Source organism: Bradyrhizobium sp. Bra78 (assembly GCF_024519855.1).
GTDB classification, from domain to species: domain Bacteria; phylum Pseudomonadota; class Alphaproteobacteria; order Rhizobiales; family Xanthobacteraceae; genus Bradyrhizobium; species Bradyrhizobium japonicum_G.
Window position 1 is genome coordinate 170,575 of sequence record NZ_JALJRE010000014.1, and the last position, 24,670, is coordinate 195,244.

Sequence of the window (24,670 nt, forward strand, 5' to 3'; positions counted from 1 at the left end):
AATGTCCTTGTGAATTTCCTTGGCCAGATTCCCTGGCCGGTTTTCCCTGGCAAATCGCTTGGAACCATCAAGATCAGGATCGCGTAAAACCGCGCCGGCGAAGTGTGTCATAAGTCACATAACTTTGCAGCACCCCCGGACTATTTTTACGCGCTTGGAGCCGCTTCCCGTCCGGGGATAAACTCAGGCGCAAAGGACGGATGGGAGGCCGGATTCGACGCCGATCGTCCGTCGCTGGAAAGTCGACATGAGAGCAGTGAAATTCGCCGGCGCGGCTTTGGCCGCCGTCATCATCGTGATCGCACTCCTGCTGGTGGTCGGGATCCCCTCGGGTTTCCTGACCTCGACGATTGCCTCGCGGGTCGAGAGCGCGACCGGCTATCGCCTGTCGATCGACGGCACCACCAGGATCAGCCTGTGGCCGACGCTGAACGTGACACTGAACGACCTTTCGCTTGCCGACCCCAAGGACCGCAGCGGTATCACGCGCCTGACCATCGACAGCGTGCAGGCCGACATGTCGCTCTCGAGCGTATGGTCGGGCCGTCCGAAGGTCAGCGAGCTCGTCGTCACCCATCCCGTGCTCTACCAGCCGCTGCTGCGTGAGCGCCTGCCGAATGCCGGCGGCGCGTCGAAACCGCTCGCGCTCGATACGGACGGCGCCGCCATCGACCGCATCACGATCACCGATGGCGAGGTCGCATTCGCGCGCGCGCGTGATCGCGTCGAGAGCCGCATCAGCGCCATCAATGCCGACGCGACCGTCGGCCGCGACCGCAAGATCAACATCACCGGCACCGCGCGGGTCGGCGAGCACCCGACCAAGTTCGACATCAAGGCGACCACGCCGGTACCGCCGGCCGACCGGCCGACGATTCCGGTGGATTTCGCCATCGACATGCCCGATGTGCTGAAATCCCGGCTCGCGGGTCATGCCGAGATGCGGCTGAGCGGCGATGTCGTGATGATCAACGGCGTGAATGGCACGCTCGGCGACGGCGCCTTCAACGGCTGGGCCTCGGTCGACATCGCGAGCAAGCCTCTGGTGAAGCTCGATCTCGACTTCCAGCGGCTCGCGATCCCGCTGGCGAAATCGCCGCAAGGCGCGTCCGGGCAGCCCTGGAGCGATGCGCCGATCGACGTCTCCGGGCTCAACTATGTCGATGCGCAGATCAGGATTTCCGCGCACGAAGCCGTCATCGGCGACGCGCGCCTCGCACCGCTGGCACTCGATGCAAAGCTCGCCGGCGGCGTGCTGAAGGCCGGCACCGCCAATCTCGGCGCCTATGGCGGCCAGGTCTCGGGCGAGGTGATCCTGGACGCGACCAGCGGCGCGCCGAGCTTTGCCATGCACTCCGACCTCACCGGCGTGCGCGCGCTGCCGCTGCTGCAGGGCCTCGCCGAATTCGACCGGATCGACGGCAAGCTGCAGGCCAAGCTCGCGCTGCGCAGCGCCGGCACCAGCCAGCGCGCGCTGATGGCGAACATGCAGGGCACCGCCTTCGTCACCTTCCAGGACGGCGCCATTCGCGGCATCAACGTCGCGCAGATGATCCGCTCGCTGACATCGGGCACGCTGTCGGGCTGGCAGGACAATCAGAACAGTAACCAGAACAACAGCCAGGAGCAGAGCACGGATCTGTCGCAGCTGTCGGCGTCCTTCCGTATCGACAAGGGCCAGGCGGTGACGACCGATCTCAATCTGATCGGACCGCTGGTCCGCGTCACCGGCGCCGGCACGATCGCACTCGACACCAAGATGATGGGTTTTCGCGTCGAGCCGAAGCTGGTGATGACGACCGAAGGTCAGGGCCGCGCGTCCGAGCCGGTCGGCTTCGGCATTCCCGTGATGATCCAGGGCCCCTGGTCGCAGCCGCGGATCTTCCCCGACATGGCCGGCATGCTGGACAATCCGGATGCTGCCTATGCCAAGCTGCGCGAGATGGGCAAGGGCCTGTTCGGTCCCGACGGCGCCGGGCTCGGCAATATCCTGGGCAGCCTCGGTGGTAACCTTGGTGGTAACCTTGGGTTGGGCGGCGCCACCGCGCCCGGCGGCGGCAACGCGGCCGGCGATGCCAATCCGCAAACGCAAACCCAGCAGCCGGGACAGAACAATTTGCTCGGCGGCCCCTTGGGCGAGGCGATCGGCAATCTGATTCAGCAGGGGCTTTCCAGTGGCGCGGGAAACGGCACCGGCACCGCGACGGGCGCCAGCCGCAGCCGCAGCCTGCCGGCAGCGCCATCCACACCGGCGCCGCAGGCCTCGCCCGCGTCCCCCGCCCTGGAGGACCCGCCGGCTGCACAGCAGGACAGTCAGCCGATGAACGACGTGCTGCGGCAGCTCTTTAATCGATGATTGCAGGACCAAAGCGCCGGACTCCAAGCCCTGCCCTTAACCAAGTCCTCCCCTTACATCGGCTTCCCCGCTCACGGCTTCCTCCAAAAGGATGAGACTGCGACAATTGATCACCCTTCCGCCGCCTGCTGCGCCCACAGCGGGTAACCAAGGCGGCCGGTTCACCGGTCCCTCGGGCAGTCCGTAGGCCCGGATTGTGGTAGAAGGCTCGCAGGGTCCGTGCGGCCCGTAGCGCCGGCGTCGATGGTGGCGCGAGAGGATCGGGATGGCAGGAGCGAACGACAAGACACGGTTTCTGCGCGAGGGCCTGTTCGCCAAATACGTCGTCTCCCTCGTCGGCCTCGTCGTGTTCGTGCTCGCCGTCAACGGCGCGATGGAGACCTGGATCTCCTACCGCGCCACCAAGACACAGCTGACCGACGGTCTCGAGGACAAGGCGCAAGCAGCCGCCCGGCGGATCGAGCAGTCGATCTCGGAGCTGGAGCGCCAGATCAGCTGGGTGACGCGGGCGAGCCAGGACACGCTCGAGAAGCGCCGCGCCGATTATGCCCAGCTGCTGCACCAGGTCGCGGTCGTCAACCAGCTGTTCCAGCTCAACGGCGACGGACGCGAGGTGCTGCGCGTCTCGCGCCAGTCGACCACGACCGGCAGCAATGCCGACCTCTCCCGCGACATGCGCTTCACCGAAACCGTCGCCCGGGGCGTCAGCTACGCGCCGGCCTGGTTCGTGGACCGGACGCCGTTCATGTCGATCTCGGTGGCGCATTCCGGCTTCAATGCCGGCGTCACGGTCGCCGAGCTCGATCTCAGCTTCCTCTCCGAGTTGCTGTCCGACGCCCAGGTCGGCAAGGCCGCCTTCGCCTATGTCGTCGATCCGCGCGGCCGCGTGCTGGCGACGTCCTCGAAAGGGCCCGATGTCGGCAAGGACCTGTCGAAGCTGCCGCAGGTTGCGGCCGCGGTCGCGCCTGGCCACGAGACCGACATGTCGGGCACCGACTTCAACGGCCATTCGGTGATGAGTGCCGCGAGCACCGTGCCCAAGCTCGGCTGGAGCGTGATGTTCGAACAGCCGACCACGCAGGCCCTGATGCCGATCCGCGACCAGCTGGTGCGCATCGCGCTGCTGATCGGCATGGGCCTGATGGTCGCGATCCTCGCCGGCACGCTGCTCGCCCGCCGCATGATCATCCCGATCACCGCGCTGCGCGACGGCGCGCACAAGCTCGGCGAGGGTGATTTCAGCCACCGCATCGACGTGCACACCTCCGACGAGCTGGAAGACCTCGCCGGCCAGTTCAACCGCATGGCGGGCCAGATCCAGGAGACCTATTCGAACCTGGAGACCAAGGTCGAGGAGCGTACCCGCGACCTCGCGCAGTCGATCAACGAGCTCAAGGTGCTGGAAGAGGTCGGCCGCGCGGTCGCCGCCTCGCTCGACCTCGACGCCGTGCTGCCGACCATCGCCGCGCGCGCGATCGAGATCACCCATGCCGACGCCGTGCTGATCTACGGCTATGACGCCGAGGGGCGCCGCTTCAACCTGGTCGAGGCGGTCGGCATCGACAAATCCGCCGACGGCGCGCATGTCACCATCGAGGAAGGTGCGAACATCCTGAGCGATGCCGCCGGGAGCGGCGAGCCGATCGCGATTGCCGATCTCGACCATGCGGCCGAGCAGCCGCTGCGCGACGTCGCGATCGATTCCGGCTTCCATTCGGTGCTGGTGGTGCCGCTGGTCGACCAGCAGGGCACGCTCGGCTCGCTGGTGGTGCTGCGCCGCGCCCGCGGCGAGTTCGCCAGCAGCGTCATCGGCCTGATGCGCACCTTCGCCAACCAGGCCGTGCTGGCGATGCGCAATGCGCGGCTGTTCACCGAGGTCGACCACAAGGGCCGCGAGCTCGCCGCGGCGCACGAGACCGTGCGCGCCCAGGCCGACAAGCTGCGCGAACAGACCGAGCAGCTCAAGGACTGGAACAAGTCGCTGGAGGAGCGCGTCAAGACCCAGCTCGGCGAGATCGAGCGCATCCGCAAGCTCGAGCGGTTCCTGGCGCCGCAGGTGGCGCAGCTGATCGCCTCGTCCGACAGCCCCGAGGGGCTGCTCACCAGCCAGCGCCGCGAGGTGACCGTGGTGTTCTGCGATCTGCGCGGCTTCACCGCGTTCACCGAAGCGACCGAGCCGGAAGAGGCGATGAACGTGCTGCGCGAATACCACGCAGCGCTCGGCACGCTGATCTTCAAATACGAGGGCACGCTCGACAAATATGCCGGCGACGGCGTGATGATCCTGTTCAACGCGCCGATCCAGTTCGAGGACCACACCAGGCGCGCCGTGAAGATGGCGCTGGAGATGCGCGACACGATCGGCCCGCTGACCGAGCGCTGGCGCAACCGCGGGCACAGCCTCGGCTTCGGCATCGGCATCGCGGTCGGCTATGCCACGCTCGGCCAGGTCGGCTTCGAGCAGCGGCTGGAATATGCCGCGATCGGCAGCGTCACCAACCTCGCCTCCCGCCTCTGCGGCGAGGCCAAGGCCAACCAGATCGTGGTCAGCCGCCGCGTCTACGGCATCGTCGAGCCTTTCGTCGAAGCCCGCGCCCTCGACGATCTCCAGCTCAAGGGCTTCAACCACCCGGTGCTGGCGATGGAGATCTTGTCCTGGTCCGACGGCGCGGAGAACGTGGTGGATGCCGCGGCCGCAAGGCGGCGGGGGTAGCCAAAACAAAGAATGTCGAAAACAACCCCATGCACAGTAGCCGGGGCGTGCCGGATCAATGACTTGCGCGTATGACGCGCGCGCGGTGAAGCCGTTTGACACGTCGGGCAAAACACCGGCAGGATGGCATCATTCCCCCACCCCGGCCACGAACCACTTCCCTCCTCCCCGCGACTAACCCTCGCCTCAACTACGAGGCGACAATCCGGATGGGAGTCGGCCTGTGGCGCTTGCCTTGCCTTCGCGTGCGTATGATTTGCAGATGCTGGACCGGCCCGCCGATCGCGCGCACGACCAGGGCTGGGTCTATGGCCTGCCGCCGGGCATTGCATCCGAGCAATGGCCGCTCGATCCCGTCACCGGCTATCCGTTGATGCACGGCTTCACGCTTCTGCTGCCGGAGGATTATCGCGTGCATGGCGAGGACATCGTCGCGGTGTCGTTCTTCGCCACCGCGCCCGATCACAATGACGGCGGCGCGCCCGACGATCCCGAAATCCGCGAGGCGGTGCTGGCGCGCGCCTCGCATCCGCGCCTGTCGCGCATGACCGACATCCTCGATTACGAATATGCCGCGCTGCTGCTGACCAGGGCCGAATATGACGGCTCATTCGCGGCTCCGCCGGCGCCGCTTGCGCAGGCGAGCGCCGATCGGCCGCGCTGGCTGGATGTCGGCGGCGCCAACGCCTTCTTCGAGGCCGCCGCACCCTACGCCAGGAAGATGTTCGCCACTTCGCCGCGCACCGATCTCGGCGAGACCCGCGCCATCGCGCTGGTCCCGCGCGCCACCGATCCCAATGCCGGCAAGGGCCCGCAGGACGAGCGCACACGCCGGAACCCGCCGACCGGCTATCAGCCCTATTACTACTATGTCGGCGGCGTGCCGGGCCGCGACAATTTCCGCCTGCACGATTGGGGCAAGGACCACGCCCACAATCATGTCGGCGGAACCATGCGACCGTGCCAGGCGGTGCCGGAGATGAGCCCGTTCTACATCGAGTTCGAGGAATATTTCGGCGGCTGCAATTTCGGCGGCGGCAATGCCCAGCTCGACTTCAGGGACATGAAGTTCGACTGGGCGTGCGGGTGATCACGCCCCGCGCTTCGGCCCGATCGCCTCGAAGCCGGCCTTCTGCTCGTCGCTCAAATCCGCTTCGAAATCGTCGAGCGCATCGCCGACACCGCTCACCGCCTGCAGCATGGTCTCGAGCCGGGTCTTCACCGCGGCGAGGCGGGCCTGCGGTGTCGCGGCGGCGCTCGATGGACAGGGGCTCAAGGTCTCCATCGTGCGCAGCGTGGTGTCCTGCAGCACGTCGAGGCGCGCGCGGGCGATGTCGTCGAGCTTGAGCGTGGACGCGATGTCGGCCGCGGGCCATTGCTGCTGCACGAGCTGCTCGTATTGGCGCTGCACCTTCTCGTCGTAGCGGGGATCGCTGTCCGCCTGGCAGGCCGATGCCGCCTGGGGATTCTTTTGCTGGATCGACGCGAGCGCGACGCGGCGGTCCCTGGCCAGCGCATCGAGCCTCGTCTTCTGGTCGTCGTCGAGGAGATCGACGAATTTTGCCAGCGCAGGTGCGACGGCATCCGTTGCCTTGATCATCGCCTCGAGGCGCTCGCGCATCAGGCCGAGGCGTTCCGTGGCCGTCGCGGGCACCTGCGTGGGGCAGGTCGCACGGATCGTGTCACGAGCTCCATTCCACGCGGTGGCGAGCTCGTCGAGCGCCACGCGCTGCAATTCATTCGGCTGCACGGCAGCGGCGATGCGGTCGACCGGAAGGCCGCCGGTGTCGCTGGCATCGCAGACGGCGTCCACGGTCGGGACCCTTCGTCCGCGCCTTCCTTGCGGCGCGGTGTAGGCGGCAAGCTCCGTCGCCGCATAAGGCGCGAAGATCGCGGCATAGATGTCGCCATAGCCGTAGAGCGAGAGACTGGTCGTATCGCCGAAGACCACTGCAGTGGTGAGGTCGTCATGGGCGAACGGCCAGAACACCGGGCCGACCCAGCCATAGCTGCCGTCGGGGTGCCGCCACCAGCCCTGCGGACGGCGGCCGCCGCGCCAGCCCGACAGCGCAGCCTGCGCCGTGAGCGCCGCACGGAGGACGTAGGGATTGGACGGTTCGCCGCGCTCTGCACCGCGCGGATTCTGTGATCTCAAGGCGGCGGAACGGTAGCGGCCGCCCCGCACCGCCATGCGGGCATGGCGCAGGCGCGACAGACCGATCATGTGGCCGACGGCAAACCTGGCAACGCCGAGCGGGCCGCCGCGCAAGCCGAACTGCGCCTCGGCGCGAGTCGGCAACAGCACTGCCAGAAGCACGAGGGTTGCGCCTGCCAGCGCAAGCCCGAAGCGTGATCTCGACATGACCACAGACCTGTCGACCCCTGAGCTGTCCACCTTGGCCCTCCTCCGGTGCCAAGCGCACATCACGGCGCATCACGATGACGCACAGGGGAACCGAAGGTTCCGGGCCAGTGACGGTCAAACCGTCGCAGAAACTACTCCGCCTTCTGCGGCAGCACGAAGGTCTGGCCGGGATAGATCAGATTGGGGTTGTGGATCTTGTCGCGGTTGGCGTTGTAGATCACGGCAAAACGGGCGCCGTCGCCGTAAGCGAGGCGGCTGAGCGCCCACAGGCTGTCGCCGCGAGAGATCACCCGGCTACCCGCTTCCGCCGGCGTGCCGCCGACGATTTCCGCCGGCGAGGCCGATGCAACCGCCGTCGCGGCCGCGGGCGCCCGCGCCATGACCCCTGAGGCGCCCCTCGGCTTCGATGCGCCCATCAATCTCGGCCGGGCCGCTGGCCTGTCCGCTGCCGAGGCACCGCGCGGCGATGTGGACTGCAAGGAGGCAACGACATCGGATTTGTCGTCGGACTTCTCGGCATGTTTCGCCTCTTGCTTCGACTCTTGCTTTGCGACCGGTGCGGGGCGCGCGGGCGGCGGCGCCGCTTCGGCAACGGTCACCGGCATGCTGCGGGCGGATTGCGTGACGGTGCCGTCAGGCGATTTCGCCCGCAGGGTCAGCTCATAGGAACCGGCAGGAAGCTGCGGCGGCGTCATCACGAATTGACCCGACGCATCGGCGACCACGGAATCAAGCGGCTGGCCGTCGCGCAGCAGCTCGACCTTTGCGCCCGGCGCGGCCTGGCCCGCAATCACCGCCGCCTCGCCGTGATCGTCGACGCGCGCGACGTCGAAACGGGGACCGGGGTCCGCAACCGCCGGCAGCGGCTTGACCGGTGCAAGATCGGCGAGCGCGGCCGTGACCTGCTTCTGCGTCTCGGCCAGCGCGCCCTTCGGCTCGGAGGCCGGCGCCGGCGACGCGGCGGGTGCCGGCGGCGCAGCGGCGGCGAGCTTCGGCTGTTCCGGCTTGAGTTCCGGCTTGGGTTCGACTTTGGCGTCAACCTTGGGTTCGGCCTTGAGTTCTGCCTTTAGTTCGGCCTTGGGTTCGGCTTTGGCCTCCGGCTTGGCGGCGACGACGGTGCCGGTCTTCGTCCCGCCCGGCAGCAGACGGCGCAGCTCGGTGGGACCGATCACCAGCACGGCGCCGCCCACGGCAAGCAGACAAAATGCAATGAAGGCCTTGGACGCGGTCACCATCGGAAACGGACCTTGATCAGAAAGAACCATGTAAATCAGCGGAAGATACCAAGTTGCGCCGATTTGGCTACGGCAGCAAGACGGTCGATAGGATGATGGCCGGGTCGCCAGGGGATGAACCGGCGCCACCCCGCCGGCGTCATATGACCGAGGCCGCGTCGCGGCAGTTTTTTTCTTAAGGAATTTCCCCGTGAACGCATTTTGCCGCCCCGCACAATGGCTGGCGCTTGCCCTGACACTGGCCGCATCGCCCGCGCTCGCCGCATCCGGCCCGCCGCCGGGATTCGCCCTCACCGACGATGCCGAACTCGCCTTCACCTCGCCCGACAAGGCCACCCGGCTCGAGCAGTACATGAAGGACGGCGGCGATTTCGACGTCAAATGGCAGGTCTGGGCGCGGCACGGCGAAGACATGACCGAGCTGAAGCCGGAGCAGGGCTATCCGGCCGGCTTCCGTTTCACCAGCGACTCGCAATGGCTGGTGCGGATGCAGAAGACCGGCTCGGGCGAGCAGGACCTCTATCTCTACCGTGCCGGGAAGGGGTCCTTCGTCAGCGCGACGAAGACCTCGCTCAGCGATCTGGCCTGGGCCTATTTCCATAGCCGGCCCGACACCCGGAAGATGAAGCTCGACTACCACATCTCGGCCAATCTGGTGAAAGGCACCGAAGAAGCCTATCGCTGGCTCGGCGTCGATTGGCCCAACAACCGCTACCTCGTGATCTCGCTGTCGGGCGAGATGGACAAGCATCCGAAGAACGTCGCCGTGAAGGGACTGGCCGACTGGAAATGCCGCTACGATCTCAAGACCGGGACCTTCGACGTGCCGGCGATGTTCGCCAAGACCAATGCGGACGCGTTGAAATGGGAAATCCGCCGGTAAGGCAGTCATCGCCCAACGGCAAGTTCCGCTGCGAGGGAACCAACCCCCTGATTCCACTCCGATTCATGTTTTCCTAACCCTCGCTGGTAACGAGGTCTTGTCGGTTTTGCCGCATCTTGCATCCCACGGGAGGGCTGGATGGGCACATCGATCCGATGGACCGCGCGCATGCGCGGGTTGCTGCGCCGCTGGCGCGGAGCGCCGCTGACATGGCTGATCGCGGGTGGCTTCGTGCTGATGGTCGCGATGGCCATCGGCACCGCGCTCACCGTCGACCGCTTCCGGCAGAATGCGATCGAGAGCGGCCGCGACAGCCTGGAGAATTCCGTCCGCCTGCTGGCCCATCATTTCGACCGTGAGTTCGAGGATTTTGCGGTGCTGCAGAAGAGCGTCATCGCGGAACTCGAAAGCCATGGCATCGAATCCGCGGACGTATTCCGCAGCGAGATGGGCACGCTCGCCATGCACGAGGTGCTGCGCGCCAAAGCCAGCGGCTGGTCCGACGTCGCCGGCGCCAATGTGTTCGATGCCGAGGGCCTGCTGATCAACTCGTCGCGGCGCTGGCCGGTCGCCGATATTTCGGTCGCCGACCGCGGCTATTTCAATCGCCTCAAGAACGATCCGGCTTCGCAGGAAGAGGTCGAGGTGGTGCCCGGCCGGCTCGGCAGCGGACCGGCGATCGTGTTCGCGCGCCGCGTCTCCGGCCCGCACGGCGAATTTCTCGGGCTGGTCTCGCGGGCGATCACGCCGGAGCAGCTCGAATCCTTCTTCGCCTCGAGCGGGCTCGGCGAGGAATCCTCGATCGCGATGCACCACCAGAACGGCCAGCTGCTCGCGCGCATTCCGCATGTCGATACGATGATAGGCCGGAATTTCCGCAACGGCACGCGCGAGCAGATGGCGATCTTCGAGCGCACCTTCGTCACGACCCAGCTAGCAAGCCCGGTGGACGGCAAGGAGCGCATCGTCGCCTCGCGCATGCTGACCGGCGAGCCGCTGGTCGTGGTCGCGACCAAGTCGCTCGATGCGACGCTCGCCACCTGGCGCACGCAAACCAAGTTCTTCGTCGCCGTTGCCGTGCTGTCGATCGGCCTGCTCGTGCTCACTCTGTTCCTGATCTTCCGCCAGGTGACGCACCGCCTCTCGGTGGAGAAGCAGCGGCTCGACACCGCGATGAACACGATGACGCAGGGCCTGCTGATGTTCGACCAGGACGAGCGGCTGATCGTCTGCAACCGCCGCTACATCGAGATGTACGGACTTTCGGCCGACGTCGTGAAGCCCGGCGTCCATTTCCGCGACGTGATCCAGCACCGCTACGACACCGGGTCCTTCGACGGCGATGTCGACGCCTATTGCGACGGCATCTTGAACAGTGTCGAGCAGACCCATAGCGCCATCGTCGAGACCGGCGACGGCCGCCTGATCGAGATCAAGAACCAGCCCGCCGCGGGCGGCGGCTGGCTGGCGACCCATGACGACGCCACCGAGCGTCTCCGCGCCGACGAGCGCATCGCTCACCTGGCGCATTACGACGCGCTGACCGACCTGCCCAACCGCGTGCTGATGCGCGGCCATCTGGAGCGGCGCATCGCCGAGCTTGCCCAAGGCAAGCCGTTCGCGATCCTCTACATCGACGTCGACGAGTTCAAGGGCGTCAACGATTCGCTCGGCCATGAGGCCGGCGACGAGCTGCTGCGCCAGGTCGCGAACCGGCTGCGCGCCTGCGTCAGCGGCAACGATCTCGTCGCCCGGCTCGGCGGCGACGAATTCGCCATCGTCAAGGCCGGCACCAGCGACCAGGACGAGCTGACGGCGCTCGCCGAGCAGATCCTGAAGGCGCTGCGGGCGCCGGTGAACTGCAACGGCCAGGAGATCCCGACCGATGCCAGCATCGGCATCGCGATCGCGCCCGAACACGGCGACAATCTCGACGATCTGCTCAAGCGCGCCGATCTTGCGATGTACGCGGCCAAGTCCGAGGGACGCCGCACCTACCGCGTGTTCGCCCCCGAATACGACGCCAAGGCGCGGGAGCGCCGGCAGCTCGAGCTCGATCTGCGGCAGGCGCTCGCCCGCGGCGAGTTCGAGGTGCACTACCAGCCGCTGGTCGATCTCGCAGCCAATGTCGTCAACGGCTGCGAGGCGCTGCTGCGCTGGCGCCATCCCGAACGCGGCATGGTTTCGCCCGCGGACTTCATTCCCGTCGCGGAAGACACCGGCCTGATCGGCGAGATCGGCGAATGGGTGCTGAAGCAGGCCTGCCTCGAGGCCGCAAGCTGGCCCGGCCAGATCCACATCGCGGTCAACGTCTCGCCCGTGCAGTTCCGCTCGCGGACGCTGGCGCTCAAGGTCGCCGCCGCGCTCGCGGAGTCGGGGCTGGCGCCCGGACGGCTCGAGCTCGAAATCACCGAGACCGTCCTCATTCGCGACGACGCAGAGGCACTGACGGTCCTGCAGCAGCTGCGCGAGCTCGGCGTGCGCATCGCGCTCGACGATTTCGGCACCGGCTATTCGTCGCTGAGCTATCTGCACCGCTTCCCCTTCGACAAGATCAAGATCGACCGCAGCTTCATCAGCGACATCGGCCAGTCGGAGGATTCCTCGCCGATCGTTCAGGCCGTGGTGCATATGGCCGCCGCGCGCCACATGGTGACGACCGCGGAAGGCGTCGAGACCGAGGCGCAGCGCGAAGTGCTGCGCCAGCTCGGATGCAGCCAGATGCAAGGCTGGCTGTTCAGCCCGGCCGTGCCCGCGGCGAAGCTGAAGCAATTGCTCTCGGCGCAGGCGGCGGCGGCCTAGCGGCGCGCAACCATCGCCGCACCGTCCATCTGCGGGATCTATCGCGGAATCGGGCAAGCTCCATCCATGTGACAGCCTGCCTCACCTGTTTTCTTAAAGCATCCGTCCCGCATCGGCCGCCCGCCGTGCGTTCGCGCAAGCGCGCCTCGGCTTGGCGCAGGATCGGACAAGGCATGGCCGATTCAGGAAATACGCTTGGCGTTCGCGGCGCCTAGAACAAGCGCCGTTCCGTACAAATTCGGACGACTGATCGAAACCTCGGGATGATCAGGAGAGCCACACCATGACCGAGACCACCTCACTCATGCGCGATTCCTCGCACAAGGGCTCGCCGCCTGCGCCTTACGCGCAGCCCGACAACCGCCCGACATGCGAGCGGCGCACCGCCGATGCGGAGATGGCGCGCGTGCTCGGGATGGCCATGAACATGCTGCGCGACGACCGCGAAACGGTCGCCTCGATCGCGGCCGCGCTCGGCTATTCCTCGCAGACGGCGTTCGCGGCGGCGTTCCGGAAGCTGACCGGCGAGACCCCGAGCGACTGGCGCAGGCGCAGGCGTTAGCAGCAATCGCGCTGCAACCGCGGCAATCGCTCTGGCGCAGCGGCAAATCCGGTCGGCTACATCATCACCATGTCCAGAGCAATCGATGGAGACCCAAGATGATTTGGAAAGACTTCGTCAGCCGACGGGTGATCGCGGCTCGCCACCGACGCCTTGCGACCGCAACCCTGTACGGACTCTCGCTGGCCGTTCGCTTCACGTCGGCGACCGGCGAGGAGGTTGAAGTGCCCGCGTACGCCATGCACCCGACACATCCGCCGCTGTCCATCATGACCCGAAATGATCCCGGCCTTCCCTATCAGGACTGGGGCCGAAATGAGCCTCAGCCTGTCGTCTTCGGCTACGGCCGGCCGCCGGGCTCGCCGCTGGCACGCTGCAGCGCGCCTTAAGAGGCGCGATCCACCTCGCACCCACATGCCGTCGTCGGACGCTGCCCTCAACGCAGTAGCGCGGTCGCACGCGGCCTTTCGAAAAGCAAACAAGGAGAAAATCGATGCGAATCATCATCATCGGCGCCGGCTTCGCCGGCATGTACGCCGCCCTCTCCGCAGCCCGCCTGCGCGACATCCAGGGCGCCTCGCCGCAGGATCTCCAGATCGCGCTGGTCGCACCGGAGCCTTTTCTGGTGGTCCGTCCGCGGCTCTACGAGCCGAAGCCGGAAACCCTGACGGCGCCGCTGCTCGATGTCCTCACGGCGATCGACGTCGATTACATCCAGGGCAGCGCCGAGACGATCAACACCGAGGCTCGAACGGTGCAGATCACGGTTCCGAACGGCCCGCGAAAGACCCTGTCCTACGACCGCCTCGTCGTGGCCACCGGCAGCCGGCTGTTCCGTCCGAACATCCCGGGTCTCGCCGAGCACGGCTTCAGCGTCGATACGCTCGATGATGCGGTTGCGCTCGACAAGCATCTGCACAATCTTCCGACGCGGCCCGCCGCGAACGGACGCGATACGGTGGTCGTCGCCGGCGGCGGCTTCACCGGCATCGAGGCGGCAACGGAGATGCCGTCGCGGCTGCGCGGAATCTTCGGCAAGGATGCCAGGCTCCGCATCGTCATCGTCGAGCGCAACAATGCGATCGCGCCCGACATGGGCGAAGGCCCCCGCCCTCTCATCGCGGAAGCGCTGCGCAAGCTCGGCGTCGAGACACGGCTCGGCGCCGGCATCGTCTCGCTCGATCAATCCGGCGTCACGCTGTCGAACGGCGAGCACATCGAAACCGAAACAATGATCTGGGCGGCGGGTATTCGCGCCGCGCCGCTGACCGCGCAGATCCCCGCCGAGCGCGACAGTTTCGGCCGGCTGCTGGTGGACCGCGATCTGCGCGTGCCCGGTGTCGCCGGCGTCTTCGCCACCGGCGATGCCGCGCGTGCCGCGTGCGACGACGACGGCAATCACGCGCTGATGTCGTGCCAGCACGCCACGCGGATGGGCGCCTTTGCCGGCAACAACGCCGCTGCCGAGCTGCTCGGCGTTCCGACCAGGCCCTACCACCAGAAGGCTTACGTCACGTGCCTCGACCTCGGCGAGGCCGGTGCGCTGTTCACGCGCGGCTGGGAGCGCACGGTCGAGATGGTCGGCGACGTCGCCAAGAAGACCAAGCGGGAGATCAACACCGTCTGGATCTCCCCGCCGAAGGCCGAGCGCGCCGCCGCCCTCGCCTCGGCCGATCCGGAGCGCGTGACCAGCCTCTGACGCGCGAAGCAATAAGGGCCGCGCTCTCCCCGGCGGCGCGGCCTGCTCGACCAGGACCAGCCGGAAGCCTCTATCCTTGAAACCGGAGACGAACATGAATCTGCACAACACCTCATATCCCCGCTCATCGGGCCCCGAAGAGCTGGTGCCGTCACGCTACGCATTGCGGATCGGCGAGATCGACGTGCTGGTGGTCAGCGATGGCGTGCTGCCGCTCCCGACTACGATGCTGGCGCACAACGCCGATCCGGCGGTCCGCGCGGCCTGGCTGCACGACATGTTCCTGCCGCAGGACGCTTTCGACTGGGCGCTGAACGCGGTCATGGTCCGCAGCGGCGGCAAGACCATCCTCATCGACGCTGGGCTGGGCTCCGACCCGAACCTGCATTTGCCGCGAGCCGGGCAGTTGATCAAGCGACTGGCGGCGGCCGGGATCGATCTTGCGTCCGTGACCGATCTGGTGCTGACCCATTTGCACATGGACCACATCGGCGGGCTGCTCGTCGACGGAGTGAAGGAACAGCTGCGCAAGGACCTGCGGATCCACGTCGCGGCCGCCGAGGTCAAGTTCTGGGAGGCGCCCGATTTCTCCCGCACTGCCATGCCGGAAGGATTCCCGGACGCGCTGCGATCGACCGCCAAGCGGTTCGTGAAGGAGTACGGCAGTCAGCTGCGGCTGTTCGATGACGAGCACGAGATTGCGCCTGGCGTCATCGCCCGTCGCACTGGCGGCCATACCCCCGGACACAGCGTGGTTCGCATGGCGTCCGGCGGTGACGCGCTGACATTCGCCGGCGACGCCGTGTTTGCCGTCGGGTTCGAGCAACCCGACTGGCACAATGGTTTCGAGCACGACCCCGAGCAGGCGGCACGGGTTCGTGTCCGTCTCTTGCGCGAGCTTGCCGAGAGCGGCGAGATGCTGGTGGCCACCCACCTGCCGTTCCCGTCGGTGGGCCGGGTCGCCGCCGACGGCGATGCCTTCCGCTGGGTGCCGGTGTTCTGGGACTACTGACCGCTTCTCAGGCTAGCGCCCAAGCAGGGCGCGGACTCGTTGAAACATGAGTGCGCGCCCTCCCGGAAAAACAGGATCAAACCTCGGACCTTGCGGTTATCGCCCGGCTGAGACGGCTGGACCCCGGCCGGCAGCATGATTTGAGATATGAACCTTCGTGTCCCGGGGCGCGGCGCGGCATGCAACGATGCGCCGTTGAACCGGGCGGCGCGCGTTTGCTTCGCGCTTACTTGGCCTGCCTGGCCGCCCGGATCTCGGCGAACTCGGCGTCGGGATGGGTGACGATGGTGGCGAACATGATGCCGCTGATGATGAGCGACCAGGCGGTGTCCCAATAAATCCAAAACACGTGCCAGCCTCCGTTTCGATCGCCTTCGCCCGCGGGATCAGGGTAACGGCAAGTCGACCCTGCCGTTCCCGATGCGCGCGCGGCGCGGGCGAGGGCGCTATTTTTTGTTGGTCGGCGGCGGCGTGCGATCGGTTTGACCGGTGTGGCGCTTTGCCACGACGTCCTCATCACGCGGACCCGCGCGCGGGCGCGGCGGCGGCTTGGGCTGGCCGGCCTGACCGCCATGCTTGCCGCCCATGTCGGGCTTACCTTCCAGATCGTTTTCACGGGGCATGCCGGGTCAATGCGTTCGCGCGGCATTGGTTCGCATGGACGCCCGGCTGTTTTGGCCTGTGAACGAGTTCATAGGATCGCCGCGGTTTGCAGTGCAGGATGACGCCGAGCCCCCCGGGGGGATCCATTTGAGGGACGGATTCGGCTGATGCGGAAGCGACTCGTCGCCTGGACTGTCCTGACCTGCGCGCTGCTCGCGCTCACCGTGTGGACCGTGCTCGGGCCGCCCGATCGCCCGTCCGTTCCGCATCTGCCCTCCCGCACAGCAGCGGTGCGATAACCCGCCCACCGATACGATTTCGGCATCGATCGATCCCAATTGGAATTTGGTGCGGCGGGGCGGCACCCGCTATCCTCGCCTTCAAAACAACAATGCCGCACCGGCTTTCAGGAGGACCCCATGTCGAGACCGACCCGACGCATCGCATCCGCCGCGCCACGCGCCGCGATCGCCACCACCCTCGCTTTCCTCACTCTCATTTCTGGAGTCCGCGCCGGCATGGCCGAGACCTTCGCCTATGTCGGCAACGCCGACAGCAACGACATCAGCGTGTTCAAGATGGCCGAGAACGGCGAGATGATGCCGGTGCAGACGGCCGCCTTCACCGGCGTCGAAAAGCCCGGCCCCTCGACGCCGCTCGCGATCACGCCCGACCATCGCGTGCTGATCGCCGGTGTCCGCTCGCAGCCGTACCTCGCGGTGAGCTTTGCGATCGATCCCAAGACCGGCCAGCTCAGCCATATCGGCAACGGCCCGCTCGCCGACAGCATGGCCAATATCGCCAGCGACCGCACCGGCAAATTCCTGTTCAGCGCGTCCTATGGCGGCAACAAGGTCGCGCTCAATCCATTGCTCGCCAGCGGCGTCGCGGGCGAGCCGAAGCAGGTGATCCCGACCGGGCTGAACGCCCACGCCTTCCTGCCCTCGCCCGACAATCGCTACGTGTTCGCGACCAATCTCGGCTCCGACCAGGTGCTGGCCTTCGCGTTCGATGCCACGGCCGGCACGCTCACGCCGAACGATCCGCCGGCGCACAAGGTGCCGGAGAAATCGGGGCCGCGGCATTTCGTGTTCCACCCCAACGGCAAGTTCATCTATCTCGTCCACGAGCTGAACGGCGACGTCGCGGCGTTCGCCTATGAGGCAAAGGGCGGCGCATGGGACGAGATCCAGCGCACCACCGCCTTGCCCGAAGGATTTACCGGAAAGCCCTGGGCCGCCGACATCCACATCACCCCGGACGGCCGTTTCCTCTACGCCTCCGAGCGCACCACCAACACACTCGCCGCCTACAAGGTCGATGCAACCAGCGGCAAGCTGACCACGATCGGCAGCGTGCCGACCGAGAAGCAGCCGCGCGGCTTCCACATCGATCCCACCGGGCGCTACCTCGCCGCGGTCGGCGAGCTCTCGGACAGCATGACGGTCTATGCCATCGACCAAAGCAGCGGCGCGCTCAGCAAGCTGAAATCCTACGCCACCGGCAAGAAGCCGAACTGGGTGGAGTTCTTGAGCCTGCCGTGAGGGATCGCGGGCCGGCCTAAGTAAACATCCGTAATTTCAAAGTCACCGTCTTGTCGTCATATGGCGGCGATGGACCGCCATATTGTCTTCAAGTGCCCTCAGACCGGCATGAACGTGCAGCATCGGCTTGGCGACGAGCCGGCCGATCTCACGCACGTTTCGGTGTCCTGCCCGGCCTGTACGCGGCTGCATCTGATCGACCGTGCCACCGGCAAGCTGCTCGGAGTTCGCCGAGGCTGACCAGCGGCTCGAAGACGAACCGTTCCATCCCATCTCGAACCACAGGCTGTGCGACCACGACGCCCTGCCCGGCGGCGAGCGAACCTGATCTCCGATCGCGCGACTAATCAAGGACTTGCCGCGGCAGCCGGCGGCGGCGAGGCATCCCGCTTTGGGACAACGCTGCCGTAGTCCGGGCCGCTGCCATCTGCTATCGATTGGAGGCATAGCTCCCGTGGAATTCCCGATGCGCGATTTGCCCCGTTCCGTTGTTAGAAGCCTGTTTCCCGCAGCCATCGCCGGAGTGCTCGTCTTCGGCCAATATCCGGCTGCCGCCGCCGATGACGACGCGCCCAAGGGGCCGGCAGTCACGGTGCTGAAGGTCGCGAAATCCTGCTTCTCCGACATCGTCGAGGCCACCGGCACGACCATCGCGCGCGAGGTGACCTCGGTGCGGCCCGAGCGCCCGGGCCTGAAGGTGACGGAGGTGCTGGCGGAAGCCGGCGAGACGACCACGGCCGGACAGGTGCTGGCGCGGCTGGCGCTGCCGGAAGGCGGCACGCTTCAGGTCACCGCGCCCGTGGCGGGCGTGATCGCGACCTCGACCGCGCAGATCGGCAATCTCGCTTCGGCCAAGGGCGAGGCACTGTTCACGATCGTGGCGCGCAGCGAATACGATCTCGTCGCCCTCGTCGCGACCAGCGACGTGCGCAAGCTCGCGATCAACCAGACGGCGACGGTGCGCATCGCCGGCGCCGGCGACATCGACGGCAAGGTGCGCCGCATCGGCCCGACCGTCGAGCCGAACATCCAGCAAGGCATGGTCTATATCGGCATCTCCTCGCAGAAGCGGCTGTTGCTGAATGCGAGCGGGCGCGCTCTGATCAAGAGCGGGCAGAGCTGCAACGTCGCCGTGCCGCTGACGGCCGTGCAATATTCCTCCGCCGGCACCGTCGTGCAGGTGATCCGCCGCAACCGCGTCGAGACCAAGCGGGTCGAGGTCGGGCTGATGTCGGGCGGCAATATCGAGGTTCGCGACGGCCTCAACGACGGCGACGTCATCGTCGCCCGCGCCGGCGCGCTGTTGCGCGAAGGCGATCCGGTGCGCCCGGTGATGGCCGCGGAAGCGGCGAAGTAGAATTCAGCGAGACGAGACTCTGCACCCTCCCCTGAAGGGCAGGGGAATCGCATATGAAGAAAAGCGTGGCGGGCAGCTTGCCTGCGGACGCCCGCCTACGGCGGGCTCTCAGGATGAGGTGGCGTTTTGCGGTGAGATATCAGACCCTCAGGGTGAGGAGCCCGCCAAAGCGGGCGTCTGGAACCATGCAGGCCGAGCTCTTTCGGAAACCTCCCGCTGTCCTATGCGATCGACCCTTCCCCTCCAGGGGAGGGTGGAAAGAAAACTAGCCGCCGGCTTCGCCGAAATGGACGTCTTCGAGCAACGAGGAGGAGACCGACGGGACCTGGTCGCCTTCGCTCGCGCGCGAGATGGCGACGCGGGTCTTGTTGAAGACGCTCTCGGCGCTGCCCTGCGCATTGAGGTTGTTGAGGAACTCGCTGACCAGCACGCTGTGCTCGCCCTTGCCGTCGTCGACGACCTTGCCGGGCGAAGCCGAGGAGAGGATCAGCGCATTGTCCGGCGTGCTGATCGGCGCGAGGCCGTGGCTGTAGGAGCGGAAGCGGCGCTCGTAAGGGTTACGGCGAGAGGCGTCGACCACGACGAGCTTGGCCTTGGCGCCCTGCTCCTTCATCATGTCGAGCACGCCCTCGATGGAGACGCCCTGGCGGCGGACGTCGTTTTCCTTCCAGATCACGGCATCGACCGGCAGCATGAAGCTTTCGCGGCCGGCCTGCACGCCGTAGCCGCCGAAGAACAGCATGACGACGGTGTCGCGCTTGATCCGGGACTTCAGGCGGTTGACGGCACGGACCATGTCGTCCTTGGTCGCGTCTTCCACCATGTCGACGTCAAAGCCGTTCTTGCGCAGCGACGAGGACAGCGCGCGGGCGTCGTTGATCGACTGGGTCAGCGGCGCGTTGGCGTCGGGATAATGTCCATTGCCGATGACGAGCGCGAGGCGGGAGGTCTGGCCGATCGAGCCCGTGACCTGGTCGGTCGAGACGGCCTTGGCCGCATCGAGCGCGCGCATGTTGAGAGCAGCATGGGCGCCGATCACGAGCGAGACCGTGCCGATGAGGGCTGCGGCCACCGCAATCGTGCGTCGGGAAATGTCGAGCTGCCTAACATTCATCTCGCTTCATTCCTGTCAGTGCCAAAGACCAGCCAAGCGCGCGCATACAGGTTGAGTAGCGCGCTAGCGTCTTTAGGTTTGAGGGATTGGCCGGGGTGTGCCCCCGAATTGCGCGCAATTTGCGGCGCCGCACCAAACAAACCTTTAACGGGATATAGTGTGCCCCGCAATAGATTGCCCAAAATTAGAACTAAGTCGCTGACAACATTAGCTAATTTATCCGCCTAAAAGTCTCCGTTTTCTGCGTCCCCGTAACCTTCCGGAGCCCGATCATGCAGCGTTCGTGCCGGGTTTTTCCGTGACTGCGATCACATTTGTATTTCCTGCGAATCCGGGTAGCTTTTTCAACGACTTGCAGGGGGTGGCGCGCGGCTGGGAGCGTGCCGGCCGGCCCCCGGCCAATGCCCCGCGACCAGGTATTTCATGAGCTTTCATTACTTTGCCGGCGCCGCCTGCCGGGCGCTGACGGCGCGGAAGGACGGCCCCTCGCTTTACGACGTCTGCGATCCCGTCCTGTCGGGCCCCGCCAGCGGCGATCTGCATCTGGCCAAATTCTACAAAACAGCGCTGGGCAATCCCGCATTGCGGCTGCTGCTCCGCCGGGCCGGCCTGCCCGAGCTGCGCGACGAAGGGAAACTGGCCCGGCTGCGCGAGGCGCTGGTGCGCGCCCGCGACGAGGCCGAGCCCGATTGGACCGCGATCGGCCAGCCCGTCGCCGATCTCGTCGACGGCATCGCGCTCGACCATCCCAAGCCGCCGCCGGCAATGTTCGTCGGCACGGCGCCGCAACCATCGCAGATCGACGGCGTGATCCGCGATTGCGCGCAGCATCTGCTCGGCTCGTACCGCAGGAACGGCTTCCTGCCGACCTATGCCGCCTTCAACCTGATCGGCGATCCCGATTTCCGCGGGCGCGAGCTGACCATGGCGCTCACGGGCCTCAACGCGCGCGGCTACAAGAACTCCTCGCTGCTGTTCAACCTCGCCCGCGTCTTCATCGCGCGCTCCCCGGCGCGCGCGGTCGTCAATCCGCCCTGGACCGGTATTGCCGAACCGATGTGGGAGCCGGTGCAGATCCGTCACCGCTCGGCCTATTACGACGCGTTCTTCATCGAGGCGCTGCTGAGCTTCGTCGAGACCGGGCTCGCCTCGTCCGCCGACAAGATGGCGGCCGAACGCGCGATCGCCGACATGGTGGACTTCTGCGTCAACATCAGCCGCGAAGAGGTCGAGGGCAGCGGCGGCGCGCGGTTCAACGTCATCACCGCGCTCGCGCCTGCGCCGCATCCGCGTTTTTCGCGCTACTTCGCCCAGATCAAGCAGGATCTCGGTTTCGGCGTCTACGTGCCGGATTGCGACACCACGGCGTGCTCGATCTCGGCAGCGACGCAGGCCGGCTGCACCGATCCGATCATCGACCAGCCGCTGCTGGATTTCTACGCCGGCTATCAGGTGCGCGCCGGCGTCAACGAGCCGCGCGTGACCGTGCCGATCAACGACAATATCGACTACGAGGGCGGCGTTGCGACCTGGATCGACAATCTCAACGGCGAGCGCCCCTATGGCAACGATCTCGATCCGACGCTCAATCTCGACATTCTCGAGGTCAGCTTTCGCAACCTGGCGCGCTGGAAGGTTCTGGAGACGCCGGCGCGGCTTGCGATCGTGCATCGCATCATCGGCTTCCAGAAGCGGCTGGCCGCCAGCGGCGCCTTCGCCAATCCGCGCTCGCACATCTATTATCTGCCGGAGCTCTACAGCGCCTATTTCGGCCGCTGCTACGCCGCCTTCCTGGCGCTGCCGCTGGCAGCGCAGGCCGTGATCGATCCCGACGGCGATTTCGATTTCATCCGCCACCGCGTGCTCTCCTACGTCAAGGGCGAGCTGATGGCCGGCGAAATGAACGTGTTCGATGCGGCCCTGGCCCTGATCGCACTCGGTCATCTCGGTGCCGACCCGCGTGCCTTTGCGCCGGCGCTCAACGTGATCGTCGCGAGCCTTGGCGAAGGCGGCCGCCGTGGTCCGTTCCGCGCCTATGAATGGAACAAGATGAAGACGCCGACACGGATCCTGGTCGGCGGGCCCGAAGTGACGTCGGCGTTCGTTCTGATGGGACTGGCGGTGGCGCGAAAGGCGATGATGGGGCAGGGGTGAGATGGTCTCGTGCCCCGGACGCAGCGCAACGCTTCTTCATCGGTGGCCATCACGCAATGACGGGAAGTTGAAAGCCCATCTGTTGGGCAGGCGCTGGCCGGGCGGACAAAAGCCGACCACAATTGCGCGGCTTATCGAGATTGTCCTGAACACGCGGACCGGCATGTTGCGAAAATCCCTGATTGCGCTGTCATTGCTCGCCTTGTCCTTGCCCGGCTTGCCGTCGCCGGCCGAGGCCGCCGACATCACAGGCACGGCCAAGGTCCGCGAGGGCGATTCCGTCGTCATCGGGAATACGCGGATCAGGCTCGGCGGCATCGACGCGCCCGCGGTCGACCAGCTGTGCCTCAACACCAAGCGCGAGCGCTGGACCTGCGGCATCGCAGCCCGCGACGAGCTCGCCAAATACGCCGAGGGCAAGAACTGGGTCTGCCATGCGAGGGCGATCGATCGGCGCGGCCGCACCGTGGCGCGCTGCGAGGTCGGCGGGGAGGACATCCAGAAATGGCTGGTTCGCAGCGGCTGGGCACTGGCCTACACCCGAATGTCCCACGACTATGAGGCGGACGAGAAGGCCGCGCGCGAGGCCAGGGCCGGCATGTGGCAGGGCGCCTTCATCGCGCCCTGGGACTGGCGCGTGCGCAACAAGAAGACAACAATCCTTGGCGCGACCAAGCCGCCCGACGGGGCGCATGCGGTGCTGCTTGCCTCGGCCTCGGGGCCGGTCGCGCCCTCACCCGACTGCACCATCAAGGGCAACGTCAACACCGCCGGCGAGTGCATCTATCACCAGCCGACCAGCCGCTGGTACACCCAGATCAAGATGAAGATCAGCAAGGGCACCCGCTGGTTCTGCTCGGTGGAGGAGGCGGAAGCCGCCGGCTGCCGGGAAACGAAGAGGTAGAGCCCCAGACCTGCATTTTGCGCGCTTTTCTTGGATGCCAGGCACGCGTAAAAGCAAAAATCAGCGACCCACAATCCTGTTCTCAAGCAACAAGGACCAACAGCAATGACCGTTCGCGCGGGCCGGGAGTTTCTGGCCATCCCCGGGCCCACCACGATGCCCGACGAGGTGCTGCGGGCGATGCATCGTCCGGCGATCGACATCTACTCCAAAGAGATGCTCGATCTGACCGAGAGCCTGCTCAGCGACATCTCGAAGCTGTTTGCGACCAAGGGCAAGTCCTACATCTACATCGCCAACGGTCATGGCGCCTGGGAAGCGGCGCTCAGCAACGTGCTGTCGCGCGGCGACAAGGTGCTTGTGCTGGAGAGCGGACGCTTCGCGATCGGCTGGGGCAATGCGGCGGCGCTGATGGGCGCCGAGGTCGAGGTGCTCAAGGGCGACTGGCGCCGCGCGGTGCGGCCGAGCGAGGTCGAGGAGCGCCTGCGCCGCGACAAGGAGCACACGATCAAGGCCGTCGTCGTCGTCCAGGTCGATACGGCCTCGGGCGTGCAGAACGACATCGAGGCGATCGGCAAGGCGATCAAGGCGGCTGGCCATCCCGCGCTGTACATGGTCGACACCGTGGCATCGCTGGGCTGCATGCCGTTCGAGATGGACAAATGGGGTATCGACGTCGCGATGTCCGGCTCGCAGAAGGGCCTGATGACGCCGCCCGGCCTCGGCTTCGTCGCGGCCAACGCGCGCGCCCTCGAAGTGCACAAGAAGGCAAACATGTCGACGCCCTATTGGAGCTGGAGCGAGCGCGAGGGCACCGAGAACTACCGCAAATATGCCGGCACCGCGCCGGTGCATCTGTTGTTCGCGCTGCGCCAGGCGATCGACCTGCTGCACGAGGAAGGGCTGGAAAACGCCTTCCGCCGCCACAGCCTGCTCGGCGAAGCCGCGCGCCGCGCGGTGTCCGCATGGTCGGAAGGCCAGGTGCTCGGCTTCAACGTCGCCGAACCCCATGAGCGCTCCAACACCGTCACCACGGTGACCATGAGTAATGGCCACGATCCGGCAATCCTGCAACGCTATTGCAAGGAGAAGTGCGGCGTCGTGCTCGGCACCGGCATCGGCGAACTCTCGGGACAGGCCTTCCGCATCGCCCATATGGGCCACGTCAATGCGCCGATGCTGCTCGGCACGTTAGGGGTCATCGAGATCGGCCTGAACGCGCTGAAGATCCCGCACGGCAAGGGCGGGCTCGAAGCAGCGGTCGCGTATCTCGGCGAAGAGGTGGCGGTGTAAGGCGTCTTTTTTCCTGCTCCCCTTGTGGCAGAAGATGGCGCGAAGCGCCGGATGAGGGGTTGCCTTCCGCGATC

20 protein-coding genes and 1 pseudogene are annotated in these 24,670 nt (G+C 66.4%); 16 read left to right on the plus strand and 5 right to left on the minus strand.

Annotated features, from left to right (window positions below; translation table 11 throughout):
- Nucleotides 1-247 precede the first annotated feature (247 nt).
- The 3 genes from OC450_RS27780 to OC450_RS27790 all read left to right on the plus strand — a co-directional run bounded on the left by OC450_RS27780 (nt 248) and on the right by OC450_RS27790 (nt 6,159).
- Nucleotides 248-2,356: an AsmA family protein gene (locus OC450_RS27780; RefSeq protein WP_262049034.1), complete on the plus strand. Its 2,109-nt coding sequence runs from the start codon at nt 248-250 to the stop codon at nt 2,354-2,356.
- Nucleotides 2,357-2,621: 265 nt separating this feature from the next.
- Nucleotides 2,622-5,069 carry an adenylate/guanylate cyclase domain-containing protein gene (locus OC450_RS27785; RefSeq protein WP_262049035.1) on the plus strand — a complete coding sequence of 816 codons (2,448 nt, stop codon included), beginning with the start codon at nt 2,622-2,624 and terminating at the stop codon, nt 5,067-5,069.
- A 262-nt stretch (nt 5,070-5,331) separates the two neighbouring features.
- The gene (locus tag OC450_RS27790) at nt 5,332-6,159 is read left to right on the plus strand and encodes a hypothetical protein (RefSeq protein ID WP_262049036.1); all 828 of its coding nucleotides are present in this window, start codon (nt 5,332-5,334) and stop codon (nt 6,157-6,159) included.
- Here OC450_RS27790 and OC450_RS27795 read toward each other — a convergent pair whose 3' ends face one another.
- Both OC450_RS27795 and OC450_RS27800 read right to left on the minus strand, forming a co-directional pair.
- Entirely contained in the window at nt 6,160-7,431 is a 1,272-nt protein-coding gene (locus tag OC450_RS27795) for a Spy/CpxP family protein refolding chaperone (protein WP_249129696.1), read from the minus strand.
- Nucleotides 7,432-7,565: 134 nt separating this feature from the next.
- Complete coding sequence (locus tag OC450_RS27800; RefSeq protein WP_211387247.1) at nt 7,566-8,669, minus strand: LysM peptidoglycan-binding domain-containing protein; 1,104 nt, start codon at nt 8,667-8,669, stop codon at nt 7,566-7,568.
- Nucleotides 8,670-8,859: 190 nt separating this feature from the next.
- Here OC450_RS27800 and OC450_RS27805 point away from each other — a divergent pair, with 190 nt between their 5' ends.
- The 6 genes and pseudogenes from OC450_RS27805 (at nt 8,860) to OC450_RS27830 (ending at nt 15,627) form a co-directional block, all read left to right on the plus strand.
- A complete protein-coding gene (locus OC450_RS27805) occupies nt 8,860-9,552 on the plus strand; it encodes a hypothetical protein (protein ID WP_256805412.1) in 693 nt (230 codons plus the stop codon).
- Between the two features lie 138 nt (nt 9,553-9,690).
- The gene (locus tag OC450_RS27810; protein WP_262049037.1) at nt 9,691-12,354 is read left to right on the plus strand and encodes an EAL domain-containing protein; all 2,664 of its coding nucleotides are present in this window, start codon (nt 9,691-9,693) and stop codon (nt 12,352-12,354) included.
- 409 nt (nt 12,355-12,763) lie between these two features.
- Nucleotides 12,764-12,916, plus strand: a pseudogene (locus OC450_RS27815) (helix-turn-helix domain-containing protein); the annotation flags it as partial.
- Nucleotides 12,917-13,014: 98 nt separating this feature from the next.
- Nucleotides 13,015-13,305 (plus strand): hypothetical protein, encoded by a 291-nt coding sequence (locus OC450_RS27820; RefSeq protein ID WP_211387211.1) that lies wholly within the window; start codon nt 13,015-13,017, stop codon nt 13,303-13,305.
- Nucleotides 13,306-13,409: 104 nt separating this feature from the next.
- The gene (locus OC450_RS27825; RefSeq protein ID WP_262049038.1) at nt 13,410-14,615 is read left to right on the plus strand and encodes an NAD(P)/FAD-dependent oxidoreductase; all 1,206 of its coding nucleotides are present in this window, start codon (nt 13,410-13,412) and stop codon (nt 14,613-14,615) included.
- 94 nt (nt 14,616-14,709) lie between these two features.
- Entirely contained in the window at nt 14,710-15,627 is a 918-nt protein-coding gene (locus OC450_RS27830) for an MBL fold metallo-hydrolase (RefSeq protein WP_211387209.1), read from the plus strand.
- A gap of 226 nt (nt 15,628-15,853) precedes the next feature.
- Here OC450_RS27830 and OC450_RS27835 read toward each other — a convergent pair whose 3' ends face one another.
- Both OC450_RS27835 and OC450_RS27840 read right to left on the minus strand, forming a co-directional pair.
- Nucleotides 15,854-15,976 (minus strand): hypothetical protein, encoded by a 123-nt coding sequence (locus tag OC450_RS27835; RefSeq protein ID WP_256805409.1) that lies wholly within the window; start codon nt 15,974-15,976, stop codon nt 15,854-15,856.
- A 97-nt stretch (nt 15,977-16,073) separates the two neighbouring features.
- Complete coding sequence (locus OC450_RS27840) at nt 16,074-16,250, minus strand: hypothetical protein (RefSeq protein WP_211387248.1); 177 nt, start codon at nt 16,248-16,250, stop codon at nt 16,074-16,076.
- Nucleotides 16,251-16,397: 147 nt separating this feature from the next.
- On the opposite strand from OC450_RS27840, the gene OC450_RS27845 reads away from it, so the two are divergent.
- From OC450_RS27845 to OC450_RS27860, 4 genes are all read left to right on the plus strand, one after another.
- Nucleotides 16,398-16,529, plus strand: a complete 132-nt coding sequence (locus tag OC450_RS27845; RefSeq protein ID WP_256805408.1) for a hypothetical protein — start codon at nt 16,398-16,400, stop codon at nt 16,527-16,529.
- 120 nt (nt 16,530-16,649) lie between these two features.
- Complete coding sequence (locus tag OC450_RS27850) at nt 16,650-17,774, plus strand: lactonase family protein (RefSeq protein WP_262049039.1); 1,125 nt, start codon at nt 16,650-16,652, stop codon at nt 17,772-17,774.
- Between the two features lie 108 nt (nt 17,775-17,882).
- Nucleotides 17,883-18,014 (plus strand): hypothetical protein, encoded by a 132-nt coding sequence (locus OC450_RS27855; protein ID WP_262049048.1) that lies wholly within the window; start codon nt 17,883-17,885, stop codon nt 18,012-18,014.
- Between the two features lie 226 nt (nt 18,015-18,240).
- Nucleotides 18,241-19,131 (plus strand): efflux RND transporter periplasmic adaptor subunit, encoded by an 891-nt coding sequence (locus tag OC450_RS27860; RefSeq protein ID WP_211387207.1) that lies wholly within the window; start codon nt 18,241-18,243, stop codon nt 19,129-19,131.
- Nucleotides 19,132-19,396: 265 nt separating this feature from the next.
- Here the strand turns inward: OC450_RS27860 and OC450_RS27865 are convergent, their stop codons facing one another.
- On the minus strand, nt 19,397-20,245 hold the full coding sequence (locus OC450_RS27865) for a caspase domain-containing protein (RefSeq protein WP_256809503.1): 849 nt from the start codon (nt 20,243-20,245) through the stop codon (nt 19,397-19,399).
- A gap of 423 nt (nt 20,246-20,668) precedes the next feature.
- On the opposite strand from OC450_RS27865, the gene OC450_RS27870 reads away from it, so the two are divergent.
- The 3 genes from OC450_RS27870 to OC450_RS27880 all read left to right on the plus strand — a co-directional run bounded on the left by OC450_RS27870 (nt 20,669) and on the right by OC450_RS27880 (nt 24,596).
- Nucleotides 20,669-22,399, plus strand: a complete 1,731-nt coding sequence (locus tag OC450_RS27870) for a hypothetical protein (RefSeq protein ID WP_211387205.1) — start codon at nt 20,669-20,671, stop codon at nt 22,397-22,399.
- Between the two features lie 163 nt (nt 22,400-22,562).
- Nucleotides 22,563-23,303 carry a thermonuclease family protein gene (locus OC450_RS27875; RefSeq protein WP_211387204.1) on the plus strand — a complete coding sequence of 247 codons (741 nt, stop codon included), beginning with the start codon at nt 22,563-22,565 and terminating at the stop codon, nt 23,301-23,303.
- A 105-nt stretch (nt 23,304-23,408) separates the two neighbouring features.
- Entirely contained in the window at nt 23,409-24,596 is a 1,188-nt protein-coding gene (locus OC450_RS27880; RefSeq protein ID WP_211387203.1) for a pyridoxal-phosphate-dependent aminotransferase family protein, read from the plus strand.
- Nucleotides 24,597-24,670 lie beyond the last annotated feature (74 nt).